At 68.3% G+C, this 11,995-nt stretch carries 9 protein-coding genes and 1 riboswitch; of the genes, 6 read left to right on the forward strand and 3 right to left on the reverse strand.

From position 1 onward, the window contains the following. Positions 1-4: 4 nt before the first annotated feature. A complete protein-coding gene (locus tag ACWH49_RS12275; RefSeq protein ID WP_448171732.1) occupies positions 5-496 on the reverse strand; it encodes a retropepsin-like aspartic protease family protein in 492 nt (163 codons plus the stop codon). A gap of 31 nt (positions 497-527) precedes the next feature. Then, positions 528-1,511 carry a fumarylacetoacetate hydrolase family protein gene (locus tag ACWH49_RS12280; RefSeq protein WP_448171733.1) on the reverse strand — a complete coding sequence of 328 codons (984 nt, stop codon included), beginning with the start codon at positions 1,509-1,511 and terminating at the stop codon, positions 528-530. Positions 1,512-1,751: 240 nt separating this feature from the next. Here ACWH49_RS12280 and ACWH49_RS12285 point away from each other — a divergent pair, with 240 nt between their 5' ends. The 3 genes from ACWH49_RS12285 to ACWH49_RS12295 all read left to right on the forward strand — a co-directional run bounded on the left by ACWH49_RS12285 (position 1,752) and on the right by ACWH49_RS12295 (position 5,543). After that, a complete protein-coding gene (locus tag ACWH49_RS12285; RefSeq protein ID WP_448171734.1) occupies positions 1,752-2,657 on the forward strand; it encodes a DUF3108 domain-containing protein in 906 nt (301 codons plus the stop codon). A gap of 125 nt (positions 2,658-2,782) precedes the next feature. Further along, complete coding sequence (locus tag ACWH49_RS12290) at positions 2,783-3,076, forward strand: BTH_I0359 family protein (protein ID WP_056472422.1); 294 nt, start codon at positions 2,783-2,785, stop codon at positions 3,074-3,076. 157 nt (positions 3,077-3,233) lie between these two features. Beyond that, on the forward strand, positions 3,234-5,543 hold the full coding sequence (locus ACWH49_RS12295) for an ATP-binding protein (protein ID WP_448171735.1): 2,310 nt from the start codon (positions 3,234-3,236) through the stop codon (positions 5,541-5,543). A 20-nt stretch (positions 5,544-5,563) separates the two neighbouring features. Here ACWH49_RS12295 and ACWH49_RS12300 read toward each other — a convergent pair whose 3' ends face one another. Continuing rightward, positions 5,564-5,956 carry a rhodanese-like domain-containing protein gene (locus ACWH49_RS12300; protein ID WP_448171736.1) on the reverse strand — a complete coding sequence of 131 codons (393 nt, stop codon included), beginning with the start codon at positions 5,954-5,956 and terminating at the stop codon, positions 5,564-5,566. A 44-nt stretch (positions 5,957-6,000) separates the two neighbouring features. Here ACWH49_RS12300 and ACWH49_RS12305 point away from each other — a divergent pair, with 44 nt between their 5' ends. The 3 genes from ACWH49_RS12305 to ACWH49_RS12315 all read left to right on the forward strand — a co-directional run bounded on the left by ACWH49_RS12305 (position 6,001) and on the right by ACWH49_RS12315 (position 11,984). Next, entirely contained in the window at positions 6,001-7,065 is a 1,065-nt protein-coding gene (locus tag ACWH49_RS12305; RefSeq protein WP_448171737.1) for a homocysteine S-methyltransferase family protein, read from the forward strand. Positions 7,066-7,079: 14 nt separating this feature from the next. Further along, a riboswitch (S-adenosyl-L-homocysteine riboswitch) is annotated at positions 7,080-7,168 on the forward strand. A 50-nt stretch (positions 7,169-7,218) separates the two neighbouring features. After that, positions 7,219-9,945, forward strand: a complete 2,727-nt coding sequence (metH, locus tag ACWH49_RS12310) for a methionine synthase (RefSeq protein ID WP_448171738.1) — start codon at positions 7,219-7,221, stop codon at positions 9,943-9,945. A gap of 236 nt (positions 9,946-10,181) precedes the next feature. Beyond that, positions 10,182-11,984: a DUF1800 domain-containing protein gene (locus tag ACWH49_RS12315; RefSeq protein WP_448171739.1), complete on the forward strand. Its 1,803-nt coding sequence runs from the start codon at positions 10,182-10,184 to the stop codon at positions 11,982-11,984. Positions 11,985-11,995: the final 11 nt, after the last annotated feature.

Consider the following 11,995-nt stretch of genomic DNA (forward strand, 5'->3'; position numbering starts at 1 on the left):
CGGCTCAGCGCGGGTCCGCGAGTTCGATGCGCAGCACGCCGTCGCGCTGCTGCCAGTGCAGCTTGCCGAGCACGTCCATGCCGAGCAGCGGGCTCTCGCCCAGCCGCGGCAGCGCGACGATGTGCAGCCGTTCCACCTTGACCCCGCCCTGCAACTCGATGTCCGCCCGCACGACGCTGCCGGTGACGACGCCGCCGGCGGTGTTCGAGCGCACGCTGCCGATCGGCTCGAGCTTCAGCGCGCTCGCCAACGCCGCCGGGATCGCGGTCCCGGTGGCGCCGGTGTCGATCAGGAAGTCCACGCGCCGGCCGTTCACGCGGCCCGGCCAGTGGTAGTGCCCGTCGTCGCCGCGGCGGATCTCGAGCGTGCCGCCGCTGACCTGGAAGCGCGTCTGCTGCGCCCGGTGCTGCCACCACTGGATCGCCACGAACACCGCCGCGCCGAGCAGCAGCCAGACCGTGACCAGCTTCAGACTGTGCGGGAGGTCCTTGTCCACGGGTGAAGTGTCGGTCTCGTCGCGCCGGCCGTCAGGCGAGCGGCACGACCTTCTGCTCGATCGCGCCGAACACGCTCAGGCCGTCGAGCCCCTTCATCTCGATGCGGATCGTGTCGCCGAACTGCATGTACTCGGTCTTCGGGGCGCCGCCCTCGATCGTCTCGATCGCGCGCTTCTCCGCGATGCACGAATAGCCGCGGCTCCAGTCCTTGTTGCTGACCGTGCCGCTGCCGATGATGCTGCCGGCGCGCACGTTGCGGGTCTTGCACAAGTGCGCGATCAGCCGGCCGAAGTGGAAAGTCATCTCGTCGCCGGCGCTGCACAGGCCGACGCGCTTGCCGTTCCAGGTGCTCTCGAGGTTCAGGTGCACGCGACCGCCGTTCCAGGCGTGGAGCAGTTCGTCCGGCGTGACGGCGACCGGGCTGAACGCCGTCGCCGGCTTGCTCTGCAGGAAGCCGAAGCCTTTCGCGAGTTCGGCAGGCACGAGATGGCGCAGGCTCACGTCGTTGGCGAGCATCAGCAGGCGGATGCCCTCCAGGGCCGCATCCGGGCCGGTGCCCATCCCGACATCGCCGGTGATCACCGCGACCTCGGCCTCGAAATCGACGCCGTGCTCGACGCTGGCCGCGACGATGTCGCCGCGCGGACCGACGAAGTCGTCGCTGCCGCCCTGGTACATGAGCGGGTCGGTCCAGAAGCTCTCCGGCAGCTCGGCGCCGCGCGCCTTGCGCACCAGCTCGACATGGTTCACGAAGGCCGAGCCGTCGGCCCACTGGTAGGCGCGCGGCAGCGGCGCCATGCACAGCGCGGGATCGAACGGGAACGCGTGCCGCGCCTTGCCGTGGTTCAGCGTCTGCGACACCTCTTCGAGCTGAGGGGACAGAAAGTTCCAATCGTCCAGCACCTGCTGCAGCCGCGTCGCGACGCCGCTGGCATAGTGGGCGAGGGTCAGGTCGCGCGAGACGACGACGAGCTGGCCGTCGCGCGAACCGTCTTGGTAGGTCGCAAGCTTCATGGATGTCCGGGTCGGGGCGGGGTTTTCGAAGGAGCGCTATTGTCGACGCATGACTTCGATCCGCTTCTTCCGCCGCGCACGGCCCTTCGGCGACACGCGCCGCGCGTCCTCGTGCTGAGTGCCGCCGCCGTGCTGCTGCACGCGGCCGTCCTGGGTGGCGCGGATTGGGCCTGGCCGTCGAACGCGCCGCCGAGTTTCCAGGCGCCAGCCGTTGTGCAAGTTCGCCTCGTCGAGCCGCCCGTGCTCCCCGTGCCCGCGTTGACCGAGCCGGACATGACGTCGCCGGCGCCCGGTCGCGCTCGGCCGCCTTTGCGCGCCGTGGTCGCGAGATTGCCGGCGGCTGCACCCGTGCGGCCGCGCGAGGCGCCGCCCGCGCAGGCCGCGATCGAGGCGCCGGCGATCGAGCCGCCCATGCAACTCGCGCTGGCGGCCTCGACGACGGTCACCGCGCCGGCAAGTGCACCCACCCCGTCGCAGGATGACGAGAAGATTCCGCATTACCGCACCCGCATGCCGCCGCCGGCGACGCTGCGCTACGAGGTCAGTCGCGGCCTTCTGCATGGCACCGGCGACCTGGTCTGGCGGCCGCAGGCCGATCGGTACGAGCTGAAGCTCGATTTCAGGCTCAGCGGGCTGACGATCCTGTCGCAGGCGAGCAGCGGGGCGTTCGACGCCGCGGGTATCGCGCCGGTGCGTTTCACGGACCAGCGCTTCAAGCGCGGCACGACCGCGGCGAACTTCCAGCGCGAGGCCGACAAGATCACCTATTCGGGCTCGGCGAGCGAGTTTCCGCTGCGTTCCGGTGCGCAGGACCGGCTCAGCTGGATGATGCAGCTCGCGGCGATCGTCGCGGCCGAGCCGCAGCTCGCGAAGCCGGGCGGGAAGGTCGCGATGTACGTCACCGGCGCGCACGGCGATGCGGGAGTGTGGGTATTCCGTTGCGTCGGCCCGGAGGCGGTCGACCTGCAGGGCTCGCCGGTCAACGCCATCAAGTTCGTGCGCGAGCCGCGCGAGCCCTACGACACCGCGGTGCAGGTCTGGCTCGACCCGAAGCAGCACGACCTGCCGGTGCGCGCGACACAGAAGTCGGGCGCGAACGACGAGGGTTACGAGCTGCGGCTGATCGAGGTCCGGGCCGCGAGCTGACCCCCTGGTCGAGGGGAAAGCGTGTCGCAGGGCCGACCCTGTCGTCCGCTGGCTTGATATTTGCGTTGCAATCATCAGGTTAGTGGTCAGGAAGTCGTCAGTTCGCCGAACCCGAGGATCACCGAATGCAGATGCTCTACAACTCCGACAGCTACGCCGTGGTGCTGTTCGACGTGGCCGCTGCGGTCGCGCCCGATGCTGCGCCCGTCGTCGCAGATGCGCCCGAGCCGCTCAGCCACGGCGGCTACGAGATCGTCGACAAGTTCGCGCGCAAGGAGATCTTCCTGCAGGGCGTGATGGCCGAGAGCTTCAAGGAAGGCGTCGAGGCGCTGATCCAGACCCAGCCGACCGAAGAAGAGATCGACGACTACATCGAGCGCTTCACCTCGCTGATGCAGCAGCCCGTGATCCTGCACTGACCGTCGGTCTCCTCGGCGGCGCGCGGGGTGCGCGAGGCGGTGTCGTCGCGAACGGCGCCGCTGCGTTATGGTCGGTGGTGAGGGTGCGTTGCCGGGGCTTGCCCGGCTGTGCACTCTGCGCCAAGATGGTCCACCGACTCGCCCCCACGGAGGTGTCATGGTCAAGAGCCACGCTGATGCACGCTTGCTGCTGTCCCCGGGGCTGAAGGACGCGCCGGTGCTCGACCGGATGTGCTCGCAGTTCGTGCTGACGCTGACGATGCACGCCGCCGGCCGCTTCAACCTGCGGCGCGACTGGAACAGCCTGCTGTCGCTGACCGGCAAGCACCTCGTCTGGCCCGGCTCGGTGCTGACGCGCCTGCGCGGCTTTCTCAAGACCCGCTGCAAGGGCAACGAGCACTGGCGCGGCCACGACCTGCTGGACGACGACGCCTTCATGCTGCGCCATGGCGGCTGGCGCGGCCCGTACGAGGAGGGAACGCTGTTCTTCTACATCGACGAGTACATCAAGGACGCGCCCAAGGACCTGCTGGCCGTGCTGGGCGCGACGGCCGACTGGTTGGGCCGCAGCCTGAAGAAGGAATCGACGCTGGTCCAGAAGAACATCGATTCGCTGGCCGGCCTGTTGCAGCTCAACCCGGCCGAGCGTGCGCTGCTGCTGTACGGCACGCTGGCGCGCTACCAGCGAGACCTGCGCGGGCTGCTGGTCGAGTTCAAGGTCTCGAACGCGCAGGAGGCCTACGCGGCGATCGCGAGCGTCGCCGGCGTCAGCGAGACCGACGTGGCCGAGGCGCTGCGCGCCGGTTCGCGGCTGGAGCGCATCGGCATGGTCGAGAACCTGATTTCGGAGCACAACATCACCGACCTGGCCGACCTGATGAAGGTCAGCGAGCAGCTGCCGCCGGTGCTGATGCGCAAGTACGAGGGCCCGTCCGACCTGATGGCGGTGTTCACGCGGCCGGCCAAGCGCAGCGAGCTGACGATCACCGATTTCGATTTCGTCGGTGTCGACCAGAAGATGATGACCGCGCTGCTCGCCAACGCGGTCGCGCGCAAGGAGCCCGGCGTCAACGTGCTGCTGTATGGCCCGCCCGGCACCGGCAAGACCGAGCTCGCGAAGGTGGCGGCGCAGGCGGCCGGCCTCGAGCTCTACGAGGTCGAATACGCCGACCGCGACGGCAACTCGCTCAGCGGCCGCGACCGCTACCGCTCGCTGCAGATCAGCCAGGTCTTTCTGAAGGGCAGCCAGAACGTCGCGTTGCTGTTCGACGAGGTCGAGGACGTGTTCCCGCCGATCTCGACCGACGCCGCGCAGCTGATGGCGCGCATGGACACCGGCGACGGTGCGGCGCTGACCGGCAGCGTCAGCGGCAAGGCCTGGGTCAACCAGATCCTCGAGACCAACCCGGTGCCGGTGATCTGGGTCACCAACCGGATCGAGCAGATCGACCCGGCGTTCCGGCGCCGCTTCCAGTACCACCTCGAGTTGAAGAGCCCGCCGCCCGGCGCGCGCGAACTGCTGGTGTCGCGCGCACTCACGGGCGTCGACGTGGAAGTCGGCTTCGCAGCGAAGCTGGCCGAACGCAAGGGGCTGACGCCGGCGCAGATCCGCACCGCGGTCAAGTTCGCGCGCCTGGCGAGCACGCCCGAGGCGGGGCACGACCTGCAGTCGCTGATCGAGCGCCAGCTGGTCAACGCCGACAAGGCGCTCGGCAACAGCAGCAGCGAGCGCGGCGCACGGCGCGTCGTCACGAACTACGACCTCGACCTCGTCAACACCGAGTCGCGTTTCGAGGTGCCGAAGATCGTGGAGGCGCTGCGCCGCAAGACCTACGGCACGCTGTGCTTCTACGGCCCGCCCGGCACCGGCAAGACCGCGCTGGCCGAGCACATCGCCAAGGCGCTCGACCGCCCGCTGATGATCCGCCAGGCCAGCGACATCATGAGCAAGTACGTCGGCGAGACCGAGCAGAACATGGCCAGGATGTTCGAGGAGGCGCAGACCGAGAACGCCGTGCTGCTGCTGGACGAGGCCGACAGCTTCCTGCGCAGCCGCAGACTGGCCGAGCGCAACTACGAGGTCAGCGAGGTCAACGAGATGCTGCAGGGCATGGAACGCTTCGCCGGCGTGTTCATCTGCACGACCAACCTGTTCCAGGAGCTGGACGAGGCGGCGCTGCGGCGCTTCACCTTCAAGGTCCAGTTCAAGCCGCTCACCGCGCCGCAGCGCGAACGCATGTTCGTGGCCGAGGCGCTCGGCGGCGACGTGACGCTGCTGACGCGCGAGCAGGCCGGGCGCCTGGCGCAGCTGGGTTCACTCGCACCGGGCGACTTCGCTTCGGTGAAGCGGCAGATCGACGTGCTCGGCGAGGCTTTCGGGCCCGACGAGTTCCTGTCGCAGCTCGAAGCCGAGCACCGCGTGAAGCCCGAGGTGCGACAGCAGCGCGGGATGGGCTTTTTGCACTGAGCCGGGCGGGTGCCGTCAGCTCACATTTGTTCCCACGGCAGGCCGTCGAAGCGCCAGCCGTTGAGGTTGCCGCGCTGGAAGTGCTCGTCGAGCTCGCCCTCGAAACCGTGCACGACGTTGACGACCTCGCCGAAACCCGCTGCTTCGAGCGCCTGAGCCGCGGGAATCGTGCGCCGCCCGGAGCGGCACAACAGCACGATCGGTCGCGATTTGTCTCCGGCCTCGCGCTCGACCAGCGACGCAAAGCGCGCAGGATCGACGTGCATCTCCGGGTACTCGTACCACGGGATGTGCACCACACCCGGCGGATGGCCGACGTACAGGTGCTCGATCTCCATGCGCACGTCGACGAACAGCGCGTCCGGGTGGGTGTGCAGGTAAGCCCAGGTGGCGCGGGGCTCCAGGTGCTTCATGCTGGCGTGCGGCGTGGGCTTGACATGCTTTCTACAATACCCCAATGAACAGCTCGAACTTCACCCGCGGTGCGCAACTGCCCGAGATTCTCAAGCAGCGCATCGCCGTGCTCGACGGCGCGATGGGCACGATGATCCAGCGCTACAAGCTCGGCGAGGCCGACTACCGCGGCGCGCGCTTCGCCGATCACCCGAAGGACCTGAAGGGCAACAACGACATGTTGCAGCTCAGCAAGCCCGAGGTGATCCTCGAGATCCACGAGCAGTACCTCGCGGCCGGTGCCGACATCATCGAGACCAACACCTTCGGCGCGACCACCGTCGCGCAGGACGACTACGGTCTGGGCGCCTACGCCCGCGAGATGAACGTGGCCGCCGCGAAGCTCGCGCGCCAGGCCTGCGACAAGTTCAGCAGCGCCGACAAGCCGCGCTTCGTCGCCGGCGCGCTCGGGCCCACGCCCAGGACCGCCAGCATCAGCCCTGACGTGAACGACCCGGCGGCGCGCAACGTCACCTTCGACGAACTGAAGGCCGCGTACTACGAGCAGGCCAGTGGCTTGCTCGAAGGCGGCTGCGACCTGTTCCTGGTCGAGACGATCTTCGATACGCTGAACGCGAAGGCCGCGATCTTCGCGCTCGACGAACTGATGGAAGACACCGGCGAGCGCCTGCCCGTGATCATCTCGGGCACGGTCACCGATGCCTCGGGCCGCATCCTGTCCGGCCAAACCGTCAGCGCGTTCTGGCACAGCGTGCGCCACGCCAGGCCGCTCGCGATCGGCCTGAACTGCGCGCTCGGCGCGACGCTGATGCGGCCCTACATCGAGGAGCTGTCGCGGATTGCCGGCGGCACCTTCGTCAGCTGCTACCCGAACGCCGGCCTGCCCAATCCGATGAGCGAGACCGGCTTCGACGAGACGCCCGAGATCACCGGCAGCCTGCTCGAGGAGTTCGCGAAGGCGGGCTTCCTGAACATCGCCGGCGGCTGCTGCGGCACGACGCCCGCGCATATCGCGTCGATCGCGCAGAAGGTCGGGAAGTACCAGCCGCGTTGCGGGCACAAAGGCACGTTGTTCGGCGAACTGGCGCTGGAAGCCGAGACGGCCTGACCTAGAATCCCGACTCGCCCGAGGAGCGTTGCGACAGTCGATCGACGACTGCCAGGCTCGGGCACGGTGGCGCAAGCCGCTGGTACAACGGCGCTCACCCGACCTTTCACGGTCCGCGGTGAGCAGCGCGGGCCTCATTCGAGCTCTCCCGCGATGTCCAAGATCACTGTCCCCCCGATGAAACTGTCCGGCCTGGAGCCGGTGCTGATCGGCGAAGGGTCGCTCTTCGTCAACGTCGGCGAGCGGACCAACGTGACCGGCTCGAAGGCCTTCGCGCGGATGATCCTGAACGGCGAGTTCGAGCAGGCGCTGAGCGTGGCGCGCCAGCAGGTCGAGAACGGCGCGCAGGTCATCGACATCAACATGGACGAGGCCATGCTCGACAGCAAGGCCGCGATGGTGCGCTTCCTGAACCTGATCGCCGGCGAGCCCGAGATCGCGCGCGTTCCGATCATGGTCGACTCGTCGAAATGGGAGGTGATCGAGGCCGGCCTGAAGTGCATCCAGGGCAAGGGCATCGTCAACTCGATCTCGCTGAAGGAGGGCGAGGCGCAGTTCAAGCACCAGGCCAAGCTCGTCAAGCGCTACGGCGCTGCGGCGGTCGTGATGGCGTTCGACGAGAAGGGCCAGGCGGACACCTTTGAGCGCAAGACCGAGATCTGCGAGCGGGCGTACAGGATGCTGGTCGACGAGGTGGGCTTCCCGCCCGAGGACATCATCTTCGATCCGAACATCTTCGCGATCGCCACCGGCATCGAGGAGCACAACAACTACGCGGTCGACTTCATCAACGCGACCCGCTGGATCAAGCAGAACCTGCCGGGTGCGAAGGTCTCGGGCGGCGTCTCGAACGTGAGCTTCAGCTTCCGCGGCAACGACCCGGTGCGCGAGGCGATCCACACCGTGTTCCTGTACCACGCGATCCAGGCCGGCATGGACATGGGCATCGTCAACGCCGGGATGATGGGCGTCTACGACGACCTGGAGCCCGAGCTGCGCGAGCGCGTCGAGGACGTGGTGCTGAACCGTCGCGAGGACGCCGGCGAGCGCTTGGTCGAGGTGGCCGAGAACGCGAAGGGCGCCGCCAAGGACGACAGCCAGCGCCTCGCCTGGCGCGCCAAGCCGGTCGATGAGCGCCTGAGCCACGCGCTGGTGCATGGCATCAACGACTTCATCACGCAGGACACCGAGGAGGTCTACCAGCGCGTGCTCGCGCAGGGCGGCCGGCCGCTGCACGTGATCGAAGGGCCGCTGATGGACGGCATGAACATCGTCGGCGACCTGTTCGGCCAGGGCAAGATGTTCCTGCCGCAGGTGGTCAAGAGCGCGCGCGTGATGAAGCAGGCGGTCGCCCACCTGCTGCCCTACATCGAGGAAGAGAAGCGCCTGCACGTCGAGGCGGGCGGCGAGGCCAAGGCCAAGGGCAAGATCGTGATCGCGACCGTCAAGGGCGACGTGCACGACATCGGCAAGAACATCGTCACCGTCGTGCTCCAGTGCAACAACTTCGAGGTCGTCAACATGGGCGTGATGGTCGCGTGCCAGGACATCCTGGCGCGCGCCAAGGTCGAGGGCGCGGACATCATCGGCCTGTCGGGCCTGATCACGCCGAGCCTCGAGGAGATGCAGCACGTCGCCGGCGAGATGCAGCGCGACGACTACTTCCGCATCAAGAAGATCCCGCTGCTGATCGGCGGCGCAACCACCAGCCGCGTGCACACGGCGGTGAAGATCTCGCCGCACTACGAGGGCCCGGTCGTCTACGTCCCGGACGCGAGCCGCTCGGTCAGCGTCTGCTCCGACCTGCTCAGCGACGACCGCGCCAAGGCCTACATCGACGAGCTGAACGCCGACTACGTGCGGGTGCGCGAGCAGCATGCCAACAAGAAGGCGACGCCGCTGGTCACGCTGGCGCAGGCGCGCGCGAACAAGACGCCGATCGACTGGTCGAGCTTCGTGCCGGCGGTGCCGAAGTTCACCGGGCGCCGCGTGTTCAAGAACTACGATCTGGCTGAAATCGCGCAGAGCATCGACTGGGGTCCGTTCTTCCAGACCTGGGACCTGGCCGGCCCGTACCCGGCGATCCTGAACGACGAGATCGTCGGCGAGTCGGCGCGCCGGGTGCTCAGCGACGGCCAGCGCCTGCTGCGCCGCGCGGTCGAGGGCCGCTGGCTGACCGCGAACGGCGTGATCGGCCTGTACCCGGCCAACACGGTCAACGACGACGACATCGAGATCTACACCGACGCCACCCGCAGCGAGGTGCTGATGACCTGGCGCGGCCTGCGGATGCAGAGCGTGCGTCCGGTGGTCGACGGGGTGATGCGCCCCAACCGCTGCCTTGCCGACTTCATCGCGCCGAAGGGTTCCGGTGTGGCCGACCACATCGGCCTGTTCGCGGTCACCTCCGGCATCGGCGCCGAGAAGAAGGACCGGCAGTTCCTCGCCGACCTCGACGACTACAGCTCGATCATGTTCAAGGCGATCGCCGACCGCCTCGCCGAGGCTTTCGCCGAGCGGCTGCACCAGCGCGTGCGGACCGAGTTCTGGGGCTACGCGCCCGAGGAACAGCTGACGACGCCCGAACTGATCGCCGAGAAGTACCGCGGCATCCGCCCGGCGCCCGGCTACCCGGCGTGCCCGGACCACACCGTCAAGGCCGAGATGTTCCGCGTGCTGGGCTGCGCCGAGATCGGCATGGGCCTGACCGAAAGCCTGGCGATGACGCCGGCGGCCAGCGTCAGCGGGTTCTACCTGGCCCACCCCGAGGCGACGTACTTCAATGTCGGCAAGATCGGCGAAGACCAGCTGGCGGACTGGGCGCGCCGCAGCGCGCTGGACACGGATCTGGTGCGTCGCTCGCTGTCTGCGTTGCTCTGACCCGTGCGCGTGCCTGGCGCGCGGGGCGGTTGCGCCTGCTTACGGCCAGAAGCATTCCTTCGCAACATGTCCGACTAATGTCGTTGATCCGACGATTGGCTTCACGCTGACTGCCAAATCGTTCACGACCTGAAGGCAGACCTGACGGTCCCCGGCAGCGCTGCGCCGGGCACATGCCCTGCGTTCGATCCTCCCCGAAAAGACCAACTTCGGGGGTGCGTGTGCAGACGATCCAGGTGTTTCATGCCCGTTCGGGCCGCGTGGCGATCGCCGCGGCCCTGCTCCTCGGCCTCGCCGCTTGCGGCGGCGGCAGTGGCGGTTCCGGCGAAGCCGATGCCGGCCCGACCGCCAGTCCCGCGGCCGCCGGCCCGACGAACGCGCCGCTCGCCGCCGCGCGCTTCCTGACCCAGGCGACCTACGGCCCGACGCCGGCCGAGATCACGCGGCTGCAGACGATGAGCTACGCCGCCTGGATCGACGAGCAGTTCGCGAAGCCACAGGTCTCGCATCGCCTGACGATGAACCAGGCCGCGGCCGACCTCGCGGCCACCGGCGGCACCATCAGCCAGACCAACTTCTTCGACTCGTACTGGAGCCAGGCGATCGCCGGCGACGACCAGCTGCGACAGCGCGCTGCGTTCGCGCTGTCGCAGGTCTTCGTGATCTCGTTCACCGACAGCACGCTGCGCAGCCAGCCGCGCGGCGTGGCGTCGTACTACGACATGCTCGGCGAGAAGGCCTTCGGCAACTTCCGCGATCTGCTCGAAGCCGTCGCGCTGCACCCGATGATGGGCGTCTACCTGTCGCACCTGAAGAACCAGAAGGAAGACCCGGCCACCGGCCGCGTGCCCGACCTGAACTTCGCGCGCGAGATCACCCAGCTGTTCACGATCGGCCAGTACAAGCTGAACGCCGACGGCACGCCGGTGCTCGGCGCCGACGGGAAACCAGTCGCGGCCTACGTGTCGGCCGACCTCGAGGGCCTGTCGCAGGTCTTCACCGGCTGGAGCTGGTACGCCGGTTCGCTGACGAGCGACCGCACCAGCCGCCGCTTCTTCGGCAACGACGCCGACCTCGAGCGCGACTGGCGCCCGATGCAGGACTACAACCAGTACGCTGCCAACACCAACTTCCATTCGATCAGCGCGAAGAACTTCCTCGGCGTCACGATCCCGGCGCAGACGCTGACGACGGCGAACACCGTCGGCGACCTGAAGATCGCGCTCGACACGCTGTTCAACCACCCCAACGTCGGCCCGTTCATCGGCAAGCAGCTGATCCAGCGGCTGGTCACCAGCAACCCGAGCCCGGCCTACGTGGCGCGCGTTGCGGCCGCGTTCAACGACAACGGCAGCGGCCAGCGCGGCGACATGAAGGCGGTGTGGAAGGCGATCCTGCTCGACGCCGAGGCGCGCACCGCGAACACCGCGCCAAGCGCCGGCAAGGTGCGCGAGCCGGTGATCCGGCTGGCGAACTTCATGCGCGCGTTCAAGGCAACGTCGAGGTCGGGCCGCTACAGCGGCATCGGCAACACCGACGACCCGGCCACGCGGCTGAACCAGACGGTGATGTTCGCGCCGACGGTGTTCAACTTCTACCGCCCGGGCTACGTGCCGTCGAGCAAGCCGATCGCCGATGCGGGCCTGGTCGCGCCAGAGTTCCAGATCGTTCACGACGTGTCGGTCGCGGGCTACATGAACTACATGCGCAGTCTCGTCACGGTCGACGCGAACCGTGACATCCAGCAGGACTACACGGCCGAGCTTGCGCTGGCCGCGACGCCCGCCGACCTGGTCGAGCGCATGAACCTGCTGCTGTTCTCCGGCACGCTGCCCGACGCGCTGCGCGCGCAGATCACCGCGGCCGTGACGAGCCGCACGATCCCGGCACCCGTCTACCCGACGCCGGCCGGCGCGAGCGCGCCGGATCCGTCGCAGCCCCCGACCAACCAGGCCAACATCGACGCCGCCAAGCGCGACCGCGTCTACCTCGCGGTGTACCTGTCGCTGGCCTCGCCCGACTACCTGATCCAGAAGTGACGACGAGGACA

The sequence above is a fragment of the Rhizobacter fulvus genome (assembly GCF_964020785.1).

Bases quoted from the DNA above. Each gene is read 5' to 3' on its own strand.
- ACWH49_RS12280 (WP_448171733.1), bottom strand. From the start codon at position 1,511: ATGAAGCTTGCGACCTACCAAGACGGTTCGCGCGACGGCCAGCTCGTC.
- ACWH49_RS12290 (WP_056472422.1), top strand. From the start codon at position 2,783: ATGCAGATGCTCTACAACTCCGACAGCTACGCCGTGGTGCTGTTCGAC.
- ACWH49_RS12295 (WP_448171735.1), top strand. From the start codon at position 3,234: ATGGTCAAGAGCCACGCTGATGCACGCTTGCTGCTGTCCCCGGGGCTG.
- ACWH49_RS12300 (WP_448171736.1), bottom strand. From the start codon at position 5,956: ATGAAGCACCTGGAGCCCCGCGCCACCTGGGCTTACCTGCACACCCAC.
- ACWH49_RS12305 (WP_448171737.1), top strand. From the start codon at position 6,001: ATGAACAGCTCGAACTTCACCCGCGGTGCGCAACTGCCCGAGATTCTC.
- metH (WP_448171738.1), top strand. From the start codon at position 7,219: ATGTCCAAGATCACTGTCCCCCCGATGAAACTGTCCGGCCTGGAGCCG.